The 17,643-nt window shown below is 55.7% G+C and carries 19 protein-coding genes, 1 tRNA gene and 1 rRNA gene; 10 read left to right on the forward strand and 11 right to left on the reverse strand.

All coding sequences use genetic code 11. The features are described from left to right. Nucleotides 1-7 precede the first annotated feature (7 nt). Nucleotides 8-122, forward strand: a 5S ribosomal RNA gene (rrf, locus tag AB4Z23_RS25415). Between the two features lie 275 nt (nt 123-397). After that, a tRNA-Met gene (locus AB4Z23_RS25420) sits at nt 398-474 on the forward strand. A 378-nt stretch (nt 475-852) separates the two neighbouring features. Here the strand turns inward: AB4Z23_RS25420 and AB4Z23_RS25425 are convergent. The 7 genes from AB4Z23_RS25425 to AB4Z23_RS25455 all read right to left on the reverse strand — a co-directional run bounded on the left by AB4Z23_RS25425 (nt 853) and on the right by AB4Z23_RS25455 (nt 5,449). Further along, entirely contained in the window at nt 853-1,215 is a 363-nt protein-coding gene (locus tag AB4Z23_RS25425; RefSeq protein WP_441360952.1) for a hypothetical protein, read from the reverse strand. 317 nt (nt 1,216-1,532) lie between these two features. Further along, entirely contained in the window at nt 1,533-2,165 is a 633-nt protein-coding gene (locus AB4Z23_RS25430) for a DUF1345 domain-containing protein (protein WP_441360953.1), read from the reverse strand. Between the two features lie 66 nt (nt 2,166-2,231). Continuing rightward, entirely contained in the window at nt 2,232-2,858 is a 627-nt protein-coding gene (gene grpE / locus AB4Z23_RS25435) for a nucleotide exchange factor GrpE (protein ID WP_441360954.1), read from the reverse strand. A 72-nt stretch (nt 2,859-2,930) separates the two neighbouring features. Continuing rightward, complete coding sequence (locus AB4Z23_RS25440) at nt 2,931-3,497, reverse strand: HdeD family acid-resistance protein (protein ID WP_441360955.1); 567 nt, start codon at nt 3,495-3,497, stop codon at nt 2,931-2,933. Nucleotides 3,498-3,759: 262 nt separating this feature from the next. Next, nucleotides 3,760-4,725 (reverse strand): cation diffusion facilitator family transporter, encoded by a 966-nt coding sequence (locus tag AB4Z23_RS25445; RefSeq protein ID WP_059757691.1) that lies wholly within the window; start codon nt 4,723-4,725, stop codon nt 3,760-3,762. Between the two features lie 97 nt (nt 4,726-4,822). Then, complete coding sequence (locus AB4Z23_RS25450) at nt 4,823-5,023, reverse strand: AtpZ/AtpI family protein (RefSeq protein WP_441360956.1); 201 nt, start codon at nt 5,021-5,023, stop codon at nt 4,823-4,825. A gap of 231 nt (nt 5,024-5,254) precedes the next feature. Continuing rightward, a complete protein-coding gene (locus AB4Z23_RS25455) occupies nt 5,255-5,449 on the reverse strand; it encodes a hypothetical protein (RefSeq protein ID WP_441360957.1) in 195 nt (64 codons plus the stop codon). Between the two features lie 498 nt (nt 5,450-5,947). Here AB4Z23_RS25455 and dnaK point away from each other — a divergent pair, with 498 nt between their 5' ends. The 5 genes from dnaK (at nt 5,948) to AB4Z23_RS25480 (ending at nt 12,832) form a co-directional block, all read left to right on the forward strand. Then, nucleotides 5,948-7,993, forward strand: coding sequence for a molecular chaperone DnaK (gene dnaK, locus AB4Z23_RS25460; RefSeq protein WP_441360958.1), 2,046 nt, complete (start codon nt 5,948-5,950; stop codon nt 7,991-7,993). Nucleotides 7,994-8,157: 164 nt separating this feature from the next. After that, complete coding sequence (locus AB4Z23_RS25465; protein ID WP_441360959.1) at nt 8,158-9,060, forward strand: DnaJ C-terminal domain-containing protein; 903 nt, start codon at nt 8,158-8,160, stop codon at nt 9,058-9,060. Beyond that, a complete protein-coding gene (locus tag AB4Z23_RS25470; RefSeq protein WP_441360960.1) occupies nt 9,057-9,359 on the forward strand; it encodes a chaperone modulator CbpM in 303 nt (100 codons plus the stop codon). The genes AB4Z23_RS25465 and AB4Z23_RS25470 overlap by 4 nt, the downstream gene beginning before the upstream one ends. Before the next feature lie 67 nt (nt 9,360-9,426). Further along, nucleotides 9,427-10,815, forward strand: coding sequence for a sigma-54-dependent transcriptional regulator (locus tag AB4Z23_RS25475; RefSeq protein ID WP_441360961.1), 1,389 nt, complete (start codon nt 9,427-9,429; stop codon nt 10,813-10,815). After that, a complete protein-coding gene (locus AB4Z23_RS25480) occupies nt 10,808-12,832 on the forward strand; it encodes a sensor histidine kinase (protein WP_441360962.1) in 2,025 nt (674 codons plus the stop codon). The genes AB4Z23_RS25475 and AB4Z23_RS25480 overlap by 8 nt, the downstream gene beginning before the upstream one ends. 79 nt (nt 12,833-12,911) lie before the next feature. Here AB4Z23_RS25480 and AB4Z23_RS25485 read toward each other — a convergent pair whose 3' ends face one another. The 4 genes from AB4Z23_RS25485 to AB4Z23_RS25500 all read right to left on the reverse strand — a co-directional run bounded on the left by AB4Z23_RS25485 (nt 12,912) and on the right by AB4Z23_RS25500 (nt 15,055). Next, nucleotides 12,912-13,469 (reverse strand): histidine phosphatase family protein, encoded by a 558-nt coding sequence (locus AB4Z23_RS25485; protein WP_441360963.1) that lies wholly within the window; start codon nt 13,467-13,469, stop codon nt 12,912-12,914. Nucleotides 13,470-13,626: 157 nt separating this feature from the next. After that, the gene (locus AB4Z23_RS25490; RefSeq protein WP_441360964.1) at nt 13,627-14,019 is read right to left on the reverse strand and encodes a DoxX family protein; all 393 of its coding nucleotides are present in this window, start codon (nt 14,017-14,019) and stop codon (nt 13,627-13,629) included. Nucleotides 14,020-14,041: 22 nt separating this feature from the next. Then, a complete protein-coding gene (locus tag AB4Z23_RS25495) occupies nt 14,042-14,296 on the reverse strand; it encodes a DUF2171 domain-containing protein (protein WP_059757602.1) in 255 nt (84 codons plus the stop codon). Nucleotides 14,297-14,458: 162 nt separating this feature from the next. Then, nucleotides 14,459-15,055 carry a superoxide dismutase gene (locus AB4Z23_RS25500; RefSeq protein ID WP_441360965.1) on the reverse strand — a complete coding sequence of 199 codons (597 nt, stop codon included), beginning with the start codon at nt 15,053-15,055 and terminating at the stop codon, nt 14,459-14,461. Nucleotides 15,056-15,962: 907 nt separating this feature from the next. Here AB4Z23_RS25500 and AB4Z23_RS25505 point away from each other — a divergent pair. From AB4Z23_RS25505 to AB4Z23_RS25515, 3 genes are all read left to right on the forward strand, one after another. Next, entirely contained in the window at nt 15,963-16,409 is a 447-nt protein-coding gene (locus tag AB4Z23_RS25505) for a hypothetical protein (protein WP_441360966.1), read from the forward strand. Between the two features lie 108 nt (nt 16,410-16,517). Continuing rightward, nucleotides 16,518-16,910, forward strand: coding sequence for a hypothetical protein (locus AB4Z23_RS25510; RefSeq protein WP_441360967.1), 393 nt, complete (start codon nt 16,518-16,520; stop codon nt 16,908-16,910). Nucleotides 16,911-17,077: 167 nt separating this feature from the next. Then, nucleotides 17,078-17,608 (forward strand): DUF1269 domain-containing protein, encoded by a 531-nt coding sequence (locus AB4Z23_RS25515; protein WP_441360968.1) that lies wholly within the window; start codon nt 17,078-17,080, stop codon nt 17,606-17,608. Nucleotides 17,609-17,643 lie beyond the last annotated feature (35 nt).

The raw sequence follows: 17,643 nt of genomic DNA on the forward strand, positions 1-17,643 counted from the left end.
TTGCCGACCTGGTGGTTATCGCGGGGCGGCTGCACCCGTTCCCATTCCGAACACGGCCGTGAAACGCCCCAGCGCCAATGGTACTCCGTCTCAAGACGCGGGAGAGTAGGTCGCTGCCAGGTCTGCAAAACGCAACAAATATCTTCTCAGTCACAAAAAGGGCTTCAAGCCCTAATCAAAAGGCCGCTGAAGCGGCCTTTATGCTATAATAATCCAGCGCACAATGTGCCGAAACAAATCGGTCACCCAATTACGGTGCGTCCCTTAAAGGAGACAAATCGCCTTCGGCAATTTGCTCCGGAACTATACATCACAGCTTCCCTGTGATGCAGTCGCGATAAATCCAATAGGGATTTACGCTGGTCGCGATAAATCCCATAGGGATTTACGCTGGTAACGCGGGGTGGAGCAGCCCGGTAGCTCGTCAGGCTCATAACCTGAAGGCCGCAGGTTCAAATCCTGCCCCCGCAACCACTGAAACTTGTAAATTCTCCCACTCGGGATATTTGCACCGGAGCTCCTCCGCGTAAGCGTCGAGGAGCTTTTTTTGTTTCTGCTCCGTGTGGATCTCGCCGGATGCAATCCGGGCCATCAGATCATTCTGGGCGGCGGTGATGAACTGCTGCTCCATCAGGTCCAGGACCTCCATCGAGGCCATGATGTTGGCGATCGAGCCGTGTACCTGCAAACTGGCCGGTTGATGGCCCGGGGTCTTGCCGATCACTACGGTCTGGATGAGATCACGCACGATCGGCATCAGCCGCTGCTTGGCATGTTCGTCGGCGTTGTTGCGTGCCAGGAAGATGAGCTTGCGGATGCTGATCTCGGTATTGGCGGGATTGAACTGCGCCTTCAGGCGAGGTGTTCGACCGTGATGTCGAACTGGCCGCTAAAGCCTTCCTCAGACCATGTAACCGTGATCGGGTGCTGAAGGGTTTTCTGGTCTGCGTAGGCCTTGCGGGCAAACACGGCAGCGCCGAAAAAATATTGGTAGAGCGGTATTGCGATCACAACCACCACGCAGATGTAGAAGAGCGACATGAAAGGCGCATCGGGGAATCGCAGCGCCAACGTGAAGAGCGAGGCAAGCAGCAAAGCAACGAAGATCAGCCAGCAAACGAGCGGCCAGCCTGAGGTTGAATATTTCAGTATGAACAGCTTGTTGGCAGCAACATAGTCGTCGGCGGTCAAAGTGAAGGTGACGCTGCGGTTCATATCTCTCATTGTCTCCCTGGTGAGATACCACACCTATCGCATAATTCCCGAAACCTGCGACACGTTTTGCTGTCGTACTATGTCCGGTTTGCAGCGTCGCAATCAAGCCAGTGAACGTCTTCAATGGGGGCGGAAGCAGTCGTAGATGGTCGCCCGCGCCCATGGCTTCTATTACATCGCTAGCCTCCCGAAGCGGACAGTCCACGCCCGGCCCAAATCGGTTGTTCTGTTGAAAGGCGGAAATGGATTCAGTTCTCACCATTTCCGCTCCGACGGTCGCATTCAGGCTGGAATTTACAAGAGCCGTGGCCGCTTATTCATAGGCTTCCCAGCGCGTTGATTGTAAAAGCCAGAACGCCCATGTTGAAAATGAATGCCGCCATGCATTGGAACAGGACGACTTTACGCATGTGCCAACCCGTTACCGTGATATCCGAAGTCTGGAACGTCATGCCCAGTGTGAAGCTGAAATAAAATAGGTCCCAGTATCCAGGGCTCGGAGTATTGGGCACCTCCAGTCCACCGAGATCTTTTCCCTGTTCCTGGGAGTAGAAGAGGTGGATGTAGTGCATTGCAAAGACCGTATTTGCAAAGAGCCATGACAATATCAGCGTCAGAACAATCAGAGCGACATCCGTCCATTCCGGTGTCGTGGGTCTGGCGACCAGCGTTCCGATTGCGATGAGAACGACAAGGCAAAGCAGCACCGTGATCGCGAGCAGTCCTACGCGGTTTGCATCGTTACGCTTTGCCGCAGCCCGAATTTCTTCAGGGCTGTCGTCAAGCAGTGGAAGCGTGCTCACGATGAAAACGCATGTCGCCACATCGAACCCGACAAGGAGAGCGATATTCCACTCGGCATGCAACGCTGTAGCAACGATGACCGAAAGCACGAGGGCCGCAACAAAGACTAGGAAGCGTATCGGAGCTATTCTGTTGCCGATCGTCATTTGGTATCCCCGATTCAACCGAATAAAGTTTCGTGGTCTGTTTGTTTCTTTCAAGAGGGGCGACAATCAACTTTGAGGCTTACGCGGCGGACCACCGCGGGAGACGGCGACCTTTGCGGGACGTAAGGGACGAGCGCCGATGGCGTAGCCCGGTTCGGCCACCATCGTGACCGTGCCGTGCGGGACACTTGGATCTTCCGCCTCGAACATTGCTTCGTGAAAATTCGGATCGAATGCTTTACCCTCAGGGTCGAGCTTGGTGACGCCATGCTTTTCCAGCGAGCGCAACAATTCCTTCCCGGTCAGTTCGACACCTTCAATCAGCGTCTTTACCGGCCCTTCATCGCGGTGCAGTTTCTCCGGAATGCTGGTAATCGCACGATCGAGATTGTCTGCTACCCTCGTCATGTCGCGGGCGAACTGGGTGACGGCATATTGCTTTGCATCGCTTATATCGCGCTCTGCCCGGCGGCGCACATTTTCTGTCTCTGCCAACGCACGAAGCAGGCGATCCTGAAGACGCTTGATCTCCTCTTCAAGGATCGTGACTTTTTCTGACGGGGCGACTTCATGTGCGGGCTGACGATCGTCGGACACTTCGTTTTGTGCAGTGGTGCCGCCTTCAACGGGGTGAATGGACGTGTCTTTGTCCTTTATCTGCTTTTCATGAGGGTGGGTTTTTTCGTTGCTCATCTGAGTATCCTGTCGTGGTTTTTCATTTTGGCCGCCCCGGCGACACCGCGAATGCAGAGCGTGGGGAAAGGGTCAGGTGATCGTGCCGAGCTGGTAGGCGAGGCCGATCAATGCCACGCCCTGGAACATGAGATCGATCGCCAGCAGCAGACCGAGCAGCCACGTGCTATTGAATGGCCATCCGATCAGGAACATCAGTCCCGCCAGAATTGTCAGTGTGCCCGATGCGACGACCCATCCCCATCCCTTTTCCGGTTTGGCCCTCAACCCTAGGATCAGGCGAACGATGCCCGATGTCATGATCAAAAGAGCGACGACCAGAGTGAGGGCAACCGAGCTGAATGCAGGATTGGTGAAGGCGGCTATCCCGGCTGCGGTATAAAGCAGGCCACTGGCGAGCCACAGGAGAAAACCACCCCAGTTCCTGACGCTGAACGCGTGAAAGAATTGCAGTGCGCCTGCCGCGGACATCAAAGCGCCAACATAAAAAACGGCCGCGATCGTTGCATAGAAAAGGTGGCCGGCCGCGATCGCGCCCAGCGCAATGAACAAAACACCGAGGAGCAGAAACCACCCCCATTTCTTTCGCAAGACGATAGAGTTTTCCGCACGAGTGGGAAACTTGGTTATGGTTGTCATCTCCGCCTCCTTCGTCAGGTCGTCAGGTCGGGTATCGGCGAGCAAGCGGTTGAACCTACCAGCGCGAACCGCAACTGGCTGGAAATATCCACGCAATGACTGTGCCAGTTGAATAATTTAATGAAAGCAAAGCCTTGATGGTGGGGCCTCTGCCCTTGCGAAGACATATTGTCGGTTGTAGCCGGACAATATGTCGGCCGCATCGAGAAATGGCGAACGCATCGGATACCCGGCGCGCCAGTCTTTTCACCGCAGCTTCAGGTTACTTCACGGGTAGCCTGTAGTTGCCAAATCTCTTCAAACGGGCGTTTTCGAACTCGGCGAGCGTCTGCGGTTTGACGAACAGAGCCACGACCTCTGGATGAGCAGCGCGAACCTTCTTTTCGATCGAGGCCACGCAGGCTTCTATTTGTTCCGTGAACAGTGTCGGATCGAAGTCGATACTGAGAGCAACCATCGCCTGATCGGGGGCGAGTTGCGCCGTCAGGGCGCTGTTTGCATGAATTACTCCGGGCTCTTTCTGGGCTATCCGACAGATTGCCTCGACGAGGGCCGGCGTCGCCCGCTCCCCGATCAGAAGGCTTTTGCTCTCGATCGCAAGCAGGACAGCGGTAATCGCAAGGACAAAACCGATAAGGATGGAAGCGGCTCCATCGAGCACCGGCATGTCGAGTGTTTCGGCTGCGGCGATACCGATTGCGGCAATGATGATGCCGATCAGCGCGGCGGTATCCTCGAACAGCACCATGAATGCTGGCGGATCCTTGCTTTGGCGGAATGCCGCCCAGAATCCGAGATTGCCACGCGCCTTAGCGAAAGCCCGCCAGCCAACCATCCAGGACGCGCTTTCAAAAACAAATGAGAGTGCCAGAACAATGTAGCTGATCCGGGCATGTTCGACCGGGTGAGGGTCGATCGCATGGTGAATGCCCTGGTAGATTGAAACGCCGGCTCCAAGAGCAAACAGCATCAGAGCGACGATGAAGCTCCAGAAGTAGAGCTCGCGGCCAAATCCAAATGGATGGACGAGATCCGGTCGCCGAACCGCGCGGCGGTAGCCGTAAAGAATGAGAGCCTCGTTTCCGCAATCGACAACCGAATGCACGGCTTCACTGAACATCGCCGCACTGCCGGTAATGGCCGCGGCAAACAGCTTTGTTATTGCGACCGCGATGTTGCCGGCCAGTGCAGCGTAAACTGCAACTCTTGAGGAGTGCCGGCCCTGAATTCGCGGATCGGAAATGGATGCGGACACGAAACGAACTCCTATGTTCGATCAAAGAGAGGACAGGCTCTCCGGCAGTTGTCCGGGGCGTCACGTCGGTCTAGGTGAGGTCCGATTGCTTGGGCCTGTTTTCGTTCACCACTCTCATCAGATTGAAGAATCCCGCGATAAAGCCGATGCATAGGCATGTGATCAGGCCCCATGGCGAGGTGGAGAAGGCGTAGTCAATCAGCCATCCCAGCATTGCCCCCGCCACGATTGCTCCAACGAAGGCTGATGACAAGCGTAGACCGTATGCCATGGCCGATGCGCTCGTGGCCGATGCCACGAGGTTGTTGGCTTCCAAGGCATGTTCGGCATGATGGTGCCTCGCTGCGTCTATATCGTGATCGAGTCGGCGCCTTTGCTCTTCCAATGAGGGGCTACCCCCGGTCGCTTTTGCGGTAGTCTCACGCAGAGATGGTTCATCGTGCATGTTTTGAACTCTTCTTATCATCTGTGACCATGCGGAAAAATCCGCATTACTCCCATGTTAATCCATGTCGCGAAATGCATGGCCCGCGGCAGCCACGCCCTCGAGTACGCTGGGTGGCAACAGATCCTGCGCTGAAGTTCCGTCGAAAATCCATTCCTTGGGATCAGCAAAGTCGGGAAGGCTGGCTCCGGAACGGACGTAGAGACCAATGGCCGGCTTTTTCTCGTTAATGTAGAGATCATATTCGTGCATGGGAACCTCCTCGTTGATCTTGGCGATGTGCGGCGGGCAGTCACCTTCACCGTCACCCAGCCCCAAAGTGCAACAGGCGTGCCAACTGGATAATATTCAATCGAAACAGAGGTATGGCGTTTTCCGTTTTCTGACCCATCGACAATATGTCGGGCCGCCGGAGGACATATTGTCCGTATCGCAAATCGGCGCCAGGACCGGGTTCCCTCAGCGAGCGCCCGGTATTTCTGGCGAACCTTGCTTCCTTTCCGGTGCATAATCGCGCCGATTGAAAGGCGGCTCGCGAGCATCGTCCTAGCATGCGCACTCGCCGCCCTTCACTGCCGACTGTTATCATCCGCCCTTCGACCTTGGACATTTTGTCCGAAATGATCGAGACATCCTGTCCGATTTTGATGCGAAATTGACTGTATATCATTGATATTTATAGGCGTTGGAAACTGGCACGCGTGTTGCTGAGATATTCTGGCAGTACCAACTGGCTGGCGGCATGGCCGTATGTGCACAGGCATAGATAACGCAGATCGGCATCCTGATCTGCGACGTCGACCTGGGGGTGAGTTGGCGGCAAGGCGAGGTGACCTTCGGACGCATGGCCGTGCGGGGGCGAACATCAAAACCGGAAGCAAACAGAGGAGTCATACGGTGAGTAAAGTTATCGGAATAGATCTGGGTACGACCAACTCCTGCGTTGCCGTGATGGACGGCAAGAACACGAAAATCATCGAAAATTCCGAGGGTGCGCGAACGACGCCCTCGATCGTCGCGTTCACAGCCGATGGCGAACGACTGGTGGGTCAGCCGGCTCGTCGGCAGGCCGTGACGAACCCCACGAACACAATTTTCGCCGTCAAGCGCCTGATCGGCCGCCGTTACGACGATCCGACGGTAGAAAAGGACAAGGGCCTTGTTCCTTACGCGATCGTCAAGGCGGGTAACGGCGATGCCTGGGTCGAGGCGGAAGGCAAGACCTATTCGCCATCGCAGATTTCAGCCTTCATTCTTCAGAAGATGAAGGAAACGGCAGAGGCCAATCTCGGCGAGAAAATAACGCAGGCGGTCATTACCGTGCCCGCCTATTTCAACGACGCGCAGCGTCAGGCGACCAAGGATGCAGGCAAGATCGCCGGTCTGGAAGTGCTGCGCATTATCAACGAGCCGACGGCCGCAGCGCTGGCCTACGGACTCGACAAGAAGAAGCAGTCGAAGATCGCGGTCTACGATCTTGGTGGCGGCACGTTCGACGTTTCTATTCTCGACATTGGCGATGGCGTCTTCGAGGTTAAGTCGACAAATGGCGATACCTTCCTCGGTGGCGAGGATTTCGATATGCGCCTCGTCGAATACATCTCGTCCGAATTCAAGAAGGATCAGGGTATCGACCTGAAGACCGACAAGCTTGCCCTGCAGCGCCTCAAGGAGGCGGCGGAAAAAGCGAAGATCGAGCTCTCTACGACGACGCAGACCGAGGTCAATCTTCCCTTCATCACCGCAGACGCCACCGGGCCGAAGCACCTGCAGGTGAAGATTACACGCGCCAAGTTCGAGTCCCTTGTCGAGGATCTCGTCCAGCGAACCATCGAGCCCTGCCTGAGCGCCTTGAAGGATGCAGGACTGACCGCAAAGGATGTCAGTGAAGTAGTCCTTGTCGGTGGCATGACCAGAATGCCAAAAATCCAGGAAGTGGTCGAAAAGATTTTCGGCAAGGAACCTCATAAAGGCGTCAACCCCGACGAAGTGGTCGCAATCGGCGCTGCGATCCAGGCGGGCGTATTGCAGGGAGACGTCAAGGACGTCCTGCTTCTCGACGTGACGCCTCTGTCTCTCGGACTGGAAACGCTCGGAGGTGTCTTCACCCGCCTCATCGAACGCAATACCACCGTGCCGGCGAAGAAGAGCCAGACCTTCTCCACCGCCGAAGACAATCAGAATGCGGTTACGATTCGTGTCTTCCAGGGTGAGCGTGAACTGGCGGCCGACAACAAACTGCTCGGTCAGTTCGATCTGATGGGCATCCCGTCGGCGCCGCGCGGCACCCCTCAGATCGAAGTTACATTCGACATCGACGCAAACGGCATTGTCAACGTCTCGGCCAAGGACAAGGGAACGGGCAAGGAACAGCGTATCCAGATTCAGGCGTCGGGCGGTCTTTCGGAAGCGGACATTGACCGGATGGTGAAGGATGCTGAAGCCCATGCCGAGGAAGACAAGAAACGAAGAGCCACCATTGAGGCCAAGAATGCTGGCGACGCGCTCGTTCACGAGACCGAAAAGGCGTTGGCCGAACACGGTGCAAAGCTTGGAGATGCCGACCGCAAGTCGATTGAGGACGCCTTGTCCGATCTGCGCGAAGCGTTGACTGGCAATGACGGCGAGGCGATCACGACGAAGGCCAATGCGCTTCAGCAGGTGAGCATGAAGCTGACGGAAGCTGCCTATGCGCAATCGCAGCAGGCGGGTTCGAGTTCACAATCTGCAGGGAGCGAGGACGTCGTTGATGCGGATTACACCGAGATCGACGACGAACAGAAGAAGGCCAATTAACAGGAGGCGTGCGGGGCGGCGCAAGCTTCTCCGCACCTTCTCTGGTGTTGCCAGGTTCGCAACGCTTGATCATGACTTGTTCAGTTTCGTGGACAGGAGTTTAAATGCTCCGAAAGGTTTTTGATCGGGAATGGCCCAACTCAAATTTTTAGCCGGAGCAAGATGTGAAAAACCCATATGAGGTGCTAGGTGTCAGCCAATCCGCGTCTGCGGCGGACATCCAGTCCGCGTATCGCAAGCTCGCGAAAAAGCTGCATCCCGACCTGAACCCCGGCGACAAAGCCGCGGAAGAGAAATTCAAGGAGGTTGCGGGAGCGTACGACCTGCTCAGCGATGCAGAAAAGCGGAAACGCTTTGATGCCGGGGAGATCGACGAGAGTGGAGCAGAGCGCCCGCAACATTCATATTACCGGAACTACGCCCATTCGGATGGCGGTCATCCCTATATGGATACGTCTGGTTTTGCCGACTTCATGGATAACGACGACGCCTTCGCCGACTTGCTCAGACGCGGACAGCGCAGCCGTGCCAACCGGCGAGGCGAGGATCTGCACTATACTCTGGCGATCTCCTTCGTTGAATCGATTATCGGTGCCAGCAAGCGCTTGACACTACCGGGCGGCGGCACATTGGACGTCACCATTCCGGCCGGCCTTGTCGACGGCAAGACCCTTCGCCTCAAGGGCAAGGGAGCGCCGGGGGCAGGCAAAGGCGGTCCCGGCGATGCCCTCATCCAGATAGAGGTTCTGGCGGATCCTCGGTTCCAGCGTGATGGCGACGACATTTCCATCGATTTGCCGATTTCTCTTACAGAGGCCGTTCTTGGCGGCAAGATCCGGGTGCCGACACCGACCGGCGACGTGTCGATGTCAATACCGAAAGGTTCGAACACGGGTACGACGCTGCGCCTGCGCGGCAAAGGTGCACCGAGGCGAGGGGGCGGGCAGGGGGACGAGTTCGTCAGGCTCAGGATTGTCCTGCCCAGGCACGTAGACCCGGAGCTCGAGACTTTTGTGTCGAACTGGAGCGCTGGAAAAGACTTCAACCCACGCGAGGACAAGTCATGATTATCACGAAGAGGGAGTTCCTTATTCGCTCGGGTGTGCAGGTGCAGACGCTGGAATTCTGGATCGAGCAGGAATGGGTCAAGCCGGAACAAACGTCATCGGGACCGGGCTTTTCGGATGCGGATATCGCGCGGGTCCATCTCATCCGCGACCTTACAGAAAATGTGGGGGCGAATGACGCAGGTGTTGATGTTATTCTGCACCTGCTCGATCAGTTACACGGTATGCGCCGCGCTTTCGAACACCTGCAATCGCATTTGAAAAAAAAGGATGCTGAAGACGGCCAGCGCCCCTCTTAGGGAAAGAAAGCTTTAAAAAGTCCGGCATTGCCGAGATGTTCGATACAAGTGTCTTTAAGGGGTGGTAATGCCGGAATCTGAACTCAACGATACAGAACGTATGAAAGACCCCGAGTTTGGGCCGTGGCTTGCGCAGGCTTCGATCCTGGTCGTCGATGACGAGCCGGGCATGAGGAACTTCCTGCTGAAGACCCTCGGTCCTCGCTGCAAACTGATCGAGGAGGCGGAAAATACGGCCGAAGCATCCCGCAAGATCGATGCGACGCATTTTGACGTCGTTATCCTCGACAATATCATGCCCGATAAAAATGGTCTCGACTGGTTGGCGGAGCAGCGAGCAACCGGCTTCTTTGCCGATGTGATCCTCATGACCGCATATGCGGATCTGGACACGGCGATAAGTGCCGTCCGTGTCGGTGTTGTTGATTTCGTTCTGAAACCTTTCCGATCGAACCAGTTGTTGAACTCGATTGCGCGCTGTCTGGACCGCAGCCGGCTACAGCGCGAAAACGACGTGCTGCGGCATCAACTGAATTTTCCTGCCCACCAGGTCTACCTTCGCAACAATTTCGTCGGAAAGTCTCCTGCAACCGAAAAGGTGCGCTCGATGATTTCCCGCGTTGCCCCGATCTCGACATCGGTGCTGCTGACGGGACCATCAGGGACCGGCAAGGAGGTCGCGGCCCGCTCGCTACATTCACTTTCCGGGCGGGCCGACAAGCTGTTCGTGCCGATCAACTGCGGCGCTATCCCTGCGGACATGATCGAGAGCGAGCTGTTCGGCCATTTGAAGGGTGCCTTTACTGGAGCGAACAGAACCCGCGAGGGATTGTTTCTACATGCCCAGGGTGGCACGGTCTTTCTCGACGAGATCGCCGATCTGCCCTATCAGTTGCAAAGCAAGCTGTTGCGCGTGCTCGAGGATCGGCGCGTAAGGCCCGTCGGTTCCGAGAGAGAAATTCCATTCGACGCCAGATTCATCTTTGCAACCAATGCCGACCTGGAGAAGCGCGTTGCAGAAGGTGCGTTTCGCGCCGACCTCTATTTCCGTATCAACGTGGTTCAGATCCAGTTGCCGCCGCTCAAGGACCGCGGTAACGACGTCCTGGAACTGGCCGCGCTGTTCATGCGCGAGGCGGTCCAGCAAGTTGGCATGCCGGCGGTCGAGATCGATGACCGCATCCGTTCCTATCTCCTGCGATATGACTGGCCAGGCAACATACGAGAGCTTAGAAACTTCATCGAAAGGGCCGTGATCCTGGGGGCTTTTCCCGATGAGGCCGAGAGATCTCCCCTGACACATGAAGATGCGGGAGGGCTGAGCCTGGCGGAAATCGAAAAACGTCACATTCTTTCCGTGCTGCGTGAGGTGGGCGGCGACCGTGAGGAGGCTGCTCGACGGCTCGGGATTTCCCGCAAGACGATCGACCGGAAATGTGTAAGCTGGAATGGATGAGGTTCAACACAACATCCCGAAGAAAAAGGCGTCGGTCCGCTATCGACTTCTGGCCACCGCGCTCGTACCGATGCTCGTTATCCTGCCCATTCTACTGGGTATCGCGATTTATCGTTGGAATGAGCGGTTTGACGCACTCGCGATTTCGAAAGTCAACGACGACCTGACCATCGCCCATTTTTACGTGGACAGGATGCTGGCTGCGACGGAGGAAAGACTTTCCGCCGTCAGTCAGTCCGCTCGGTTTCGCGATCTTACGGCGAGTGGCTCCACGTCGAATGCAGACCTCAATCTCTTCCTGAAGGAAGTCGCCGGTGATCGCGGCCTGGATTTTCTTTATCTAATCGACAGCTCGGGCAATGTTCTTGCAAGCAGTCGGCCGCTTGCGACTGTTTCACCCCGTTGGGACTGGCCTGTTGTTAAGGCAGCACTCGATGGCAAACGCTCTGCCGGTTTCGACGTGTTCGACCAGACAGAGCTTTCCGCGCTTGCACCGGACATTGCCGAGCGGGCTCGGATCGCTCTCATGTCCTCAAGCTCGGACGCGATGCCCAGCGGGCAGGAAGACACCCGTGGTCTCGTTCTCCACGCCGCTACGATGGCAACCCGTGGAAGCGGCGAGCGCGGAGCATTGGTTGGCGGGGTGCTCCTGAACAACAACACCTCATTTATCGATGCCATTAACCAACTGATCTACGTCGAAGCCAGCCTGCCATCCGAAAGCCGTGGAACCGCGACAGTATTTCTGTCCGACGTCAGGATTGCTACCAATGTGGATCTATTCGACGGGCGGCGCGCGATAGGCACGCGTGTATCGAAAGATGTGGGGGAAGCGGTCCTCAAATACGGGCATACATGGAAGGAGCAGGCTTTCGTCGTCAATGACTGGTACATTTCGGCCTATCAGCCATTGCTGGACACCAACAACCGCCGCGTCGGCATGCTCTATGTCGGTTTCCTTCAAAAGCCCTTTACGGATGCCAAGCGCGAGGCCGTGATGGCAATCGTGATTGCCTTTGCGATTTCAGTTGCAGCTACAGTGCCCCTTTTCCTTGTTTGGGCAAGTAATATCTTCCGGCCCCTTGAAAGGATGACCCGGACGATCGGTCGGGTAGAGACGGGGGATCTCTCGGCACGAACGGGGCTCCCTGAAATGACCGACGAAATTGGCCAGGTTGCGTCGGAACTGGACCATCTGCTCGACCAGGTTCAGGAGCGGGATGCAGAGCTGAGGTTATGGAATACTGAGCTTAATCAGCGTGTCGAGGAGCGCGCCAGAGAATTGCAAACGGCGAATGAACAGCTTGAGGCAACGACCAAGCAGTTGATTATGTCAGAAAAGCTCGCGGCGATCGGTGAGATTACGGCTGGCGTCGCCCATGAGATCAACAATCCCATAGCCGTGATACAGGGCAACCTCGAAGTCATCCAAGGCATGATTGGATCCGATGCCGATAAAGCCAGAGACGAGTTCAAGCTGATAGACCAGCAACTTATGCGTATCAGCGAGATGGTCACCAATCTGCTCAGGTTTTCGAAGCCGCAGGAGTATGCTGGTGTCCTTGAACGCTATCTGCCTTCTGATGTTGTCGATGACACCCTGCCGCTTGTTCATCATCTCCTGAAGAAAACCACGATCATGGTTGAACGTGACGACCGCGCATCGAGGCTCATCGCGATGCGCCGTACAGAATTGCAACAGGTATTGATTAATCTGATTGTCAACGCGATCCACGCTATGCCGCAAGGAGGCGAATTGCATATCGAGACGCTTGATTCCGAAATTGAAGCAACGCCGGGCGTCGAAATTAAGGTCTCTGACACCGGAATTGGCATTGAACCCGAGGTAGCGAAGAAAATATTCGATGCCTTCTTTACGACGAAACGCCGCGAGGGCACAGGCCTTGGCCTTTCGATCTGTCAGATGCTGGTGACAAGGCAGGGCGGTACGATATCGGTGCGAACGGCGCCAGGCCAGGGGACAACGTTTACGGTCTGGCTCCCTGAAGCCATATGACCGGCCGTACCCGGCCGACGACCACTGTGCGGATGTGGGTTAGATCTGTTACGACCGGAGAGGGGCTATTCGCACCTACTCAGGCGAATACCGCCTCGATGTCCCCAGCAAGAAGACGTTGGGGAACCTGGGTGAGATGCCAGACATCACCCACTCGGTCGAAGACCCAGATCATATCGTAACGATCATCCGGCCAGTCGGGAACCTGCTCGCTTGGAGGAACCAGAAACCGCGCCATTGGCGGGATGTTTTTGTGTTCCCATGCAATCAGCACAGTGCCATCGCAAGAGATGACCGCGTTGACAAGTTTGTCGAGCTCGTCTTTGCGAAATGAGCTGTCGATCCCTCCGGAAATCTGGAGATAGGCTGCGAGAGGCTCGATCGTCTGATATGGTCGTTTGCTGTGTTCGTCTTCTTCATGACCGGCACGGGCGGCGAACAGGTGGTCCGGGCGCATCAGCGGTGCTTGCGGGTCGGCAGTGCGTGGTGCGAAGAGTTGCACCAGTGCGCCGGCCCGCTGCCAGCCCCGTGGCGTCAATGATTTCGGGTCCGGCTGCCCGCTCGGGTCGACGCCTCCGGTTCCGTGGCCATCCGGTTTCTCCGCGTGACGCACGACGAGAATTTTGGTTGTTGCCATGCTGCTTATCCCGTTCATTGCCTCTTGCGAGGCCGTCCAGTGAATGTTGCTTCCGGATGATGCGTTCCGTGTTGACCGGCCCAGTTGGGCCGATCAACACGCCACTGGTGTCAGTTATATTCTTCCATTGCCGCCCTCCAGACGCTTTCACTTCGGCCTAAGGCAGATAAGCGAAAAAGCCCGTGGGGGCGCCGCCGAAAGCGGAAAAACCGCCCGGACCGGTTGTGGCCAAGGCAAAGAATCCTCCTGCCATGGCCCCGTTTTTCAGAAGCTCGGTCATATTCCCCCTGTGTGCGTCATAGCCTGTCGCGAGGCACCAGAGGCCCAGCAACACGCCGGCAGTATGCACCGGATAGCCTATGACGACGGCAACACCGCCGACAAGTTCACACACTGCAATCAGATAGGCGAAAAACGACGCGTCGGGTAATCCGAGCGCCCGGAGCCCTGGCACCAGTTTGGCTTCATCACCGCGGAGCTTCAGTACACCCCACACGATGAAAGGAACGCCCAGAAACAATCGAGCAATGAGAAGACCTACATCATACATCAAGCTTCACCACGCTGGTTGTTCACAGAGGGACCGGTCGGCCCGAGGGCTCTTCTTCCAGGGTCACGGCGATGTCTGCATTCGCGGAAAGACGAACTTTGTCACCCTCGACACCGGCGACGAACCCGAGTTCGATATAGTGATGATGTCCCTTGTGATGTCCAAAATTGTCGCTTTTGCTCAGCTTGATACGGTTGCCTTCTACTTGGTCGACTGTGCCAACATGCACGCCGTCGGCGCCGATGACTTCCATGCCTTCTCTGATCTTGTCGCTCATTTCAGTTCTCCTTTGCTAAATACAGGTTAGATGCTTCAGTGTGCCCTGAATCTCCGGTATGCCGGAGCATATTCAGGACAATTCCTCCAAGTGTCGTGCGCCGCCACAGAAAGCCGAAGACTGTTTCCAGATGTTCATTTTCGGCAGGCCGACATTAATTCGTCACGGTGCCTTATCGAATAGAGCATCGACGTATTCCCAGTTCACCAGATGCTCCAGGAAGGCTTTGAGATAATCAGGCCGACGATTGCGGTAATCGATGTAATAGGAGTGCTCCCAGACATCGCAGCCGAGGATCGGCATGGCACCATGCACGAGCGGGCTCTCACCATTCGGCGTTTTGGTAACGGCGAGCTTCCCGTTTTCAACGGCAAGCCAGCACCAGCCGGATCCAAACTGGCCGACGCCCGCCGCCACAAAGTCTGCCGTCAATTTCTCGACCGAGCCGAAATCACTTATAATCTGCTTCTCCAGCCGCCCCGGAATCGGACCGCCGCCCTTTGGTGTCATCAACTTCCAGAAATAGGTGTGGTTGAGGTCCTGACTGGCATTGTTGAAAAGAGGCACGTTCTTACCGAACGATCCGGTCACCACCTCTTCGAGGCCGAGACCTTCCCACTCCGTCCCTTTGATCAGTGAATTAAGCGCATTCACATAGGCGGCGTGATGTTTGTCATGATGATATTCGAGTGTCTCCCTGGACATGTGCGGCGCCAGGGCATCACGGGGGTAGGGCAGGTCTGGAAGGGAGAATGCCATCGAAATCTCCTGTCGACTGAAGAAAGGCGGCGGCGACGACGGTCAGGTCACCGGTGCGGGGACAAATCTGGAACGACCCATCACAATGGAAGCCCGCGCCAACATCAACGCATCTCACTGTGATCGAAAAAGGGGAAGCAATACGCATGCCAGGTATATTCGTATTAAATATCAGGTATTTGCATCGTTGTTCATCGGGAGTCGCGACAAATTGGCGGACACCCTTCGGACAGATTGTCATCTTGCTGGGAACCTTTTGGGTGAGGACCATATCCGCTGGCTACGCTTAATACAGGAAAGCAGTTTGAGCATTCCGTCTTTATGCGCCCTATGCTGGCTGGCGCACCGACATCTTCCAGCCGGGTCTGATTTCGGAAGTCAAGATCGTCTCCATGCCGGCGATTAAACCTTTCAGGCACCGGCACATCGGCTGGGCCAGTTCTTCCATTTATTCGGAAGCTCTATCCGTTATGACAGATCCTTTCCGGACATTATCGGGCACCAGCCCCAGCGTGTCGTTGTGACGACGACTTCAACGTATTGAACTCAAGAGTTTGAATTGCAGCTACGCGATCGGGGATCGGTTTTCGGTCGCGCTCGACAACTTGTCCAATCAAACGCGGACAAGTTGACTTGGTGGCGTTGAAGTTAAAGTCAACACATTGATATTATTTTATATTCTAATTGGCATGATCATTGCTTCGGAGACTTCATCGTAGACCGGCCCGCTTCGAACAAAGCCTGTCGTACCGCCGAAAAGCAGTTCACGCGCGCTCGTTAAGGCTGTCAACAGGGGCGCGAGCGATGCGGAACATCAATACCGGCGAGTATCGCGCCGCGCGGTGTTCCGGCCGGGAGGCGATCGACCCGACAATCGAAGGGCTGTGCAAAAATACAAACGGCCCGAATGAGCGACCAGATGGACGAGGAAATAGCGATGAACCTGCAACGGCTACAAACCAAGGATGCTTATTCCGATTTCGAAATTCATGAGAATAGTATTGATTCTTCCTTCGATGCCTTGGGGAATGTCCACGATCCGGCGAACATCTGGACCCTGGGCGTCGTAAACATCACCGATATCAAATATGTATATGCGTCAGTCGCGGAAAATAGAGACGTCTACGGTAAATGGTTCAAGATCCCAGTGACCGGCAAGACTTGCGACACGAACTACGATGAGTGCATCGCAAATGGCGGTTGGAATGCAATACTTGCTCGCGCGAATAACTCATTGGTTTTCAATATCCGGCTGGCGACCGAACCCAATGAGTTTGGCGTAGCCACCGGAACGGAATTTCTCGATATCAAACCTGACCAGCGATTTGAAGGTGGCCTTCTCGGGATATGCTAGCGAACGAACGCCGCATATTGGCGCGTGCGGGATGCTGGACCCCGCTCCGACCGCAGTGCCGTCTTACTCCTCAATAACGTTGCACGACCGGCCTCAGGAGATAGCTATATGACCGCAGTAACGATCGAGCAGCTTTCTAAAGACATGCAAGCCGCTATACAAAATCTTGAAGAATCGGGCCTGGTTCCGCAGTCACGGGATCAGCCCCTGAATGCCAATGATCTGCTCTTCTATCTGACAGGAACCTCCATGCCGATGGCGGATTTTCTGCATCAGCATGGTTTGTTTCTCGACAATCGAGGTCTCAATTTCGACCTGACGCAATTCGATGCGATAAAACAGACCGCGAACAAGATCATCGCGGAACGGCAGGCAGGTTATCTCGACGGCACCTGGAAAAAGTTCGATCTCTCGACCGATGAGGACATCGACACCAATGGCGGATATATCCTGACCGCGATTACGGCCCTTGAGATCCTGTACGGGCAGCCGACTGGCTAAATCGGCTTAACCGACAGGACTATTTGTCTTCCTTGTACCGACATATTGTCCGAAACTTCTCCGAGTGCCTCGCGCAATATATTGATTTTGATCATTTATTTCGTTTGGCACAGAGGTTGCACAGCGTTCCGCAAACCCGGAGTATTTCCCATCGAAGGAGCGCGTTTATGTCCGATCTGATCGTGATTGTTTACCCGACCGAAGACAAGGCGGAAGCCATACGGGAGAAACTTCTGAACCTTCAGAAGGAGTACCTGATCGAGCTTTCCGACGCGGTGATCGCGGTCAAGCAGGGTAATGGTAGGGTCAAGCTCGTACAACTGATGAATACGACAGCGATCTCGGCCGTGTCCGGAGGCTTCTGGGGATTGCTGATCGGATCGATTTTCCTGATGCCTCTACTGGGAGCTTCCATCGGTGCAGCCTCCGGCGCTCTGAGCGGCGCATTGAGCGACTACGGCATCAATGATGGTTTCATGAAGGAACTTGCGACCAGTCTGAAGCCTGAAAACGCCGCACTGTTTCTACTGATCCGCAAGATGACCGCAGACAAGGTTCTCGATGAGCTCAAGGGAACCGGTGGGACGGTCCTCAGAACATCACTGGATCACTCGAAAGAACAGGCACTGCGCGACGCGCTGGCAGCATCTCCGGCTCTGGCAGGTTCGGTTCACGCCGATAGGCCGGCCGCAACCTGACGTCACCTGTTCCGATCATTGAAATCGCCGTTGTA

The sequence above is a fragment of the Agrobacterium sp. MCAB5 genome, assembly GCF_052114365.1.
Lineage (GTDB): Bacteria > Pseudomonadota > Alphaproteobacteria > Rhizobiales > Rhizobiaceae > Agrobacterium > Agrobacterium tumefaciens.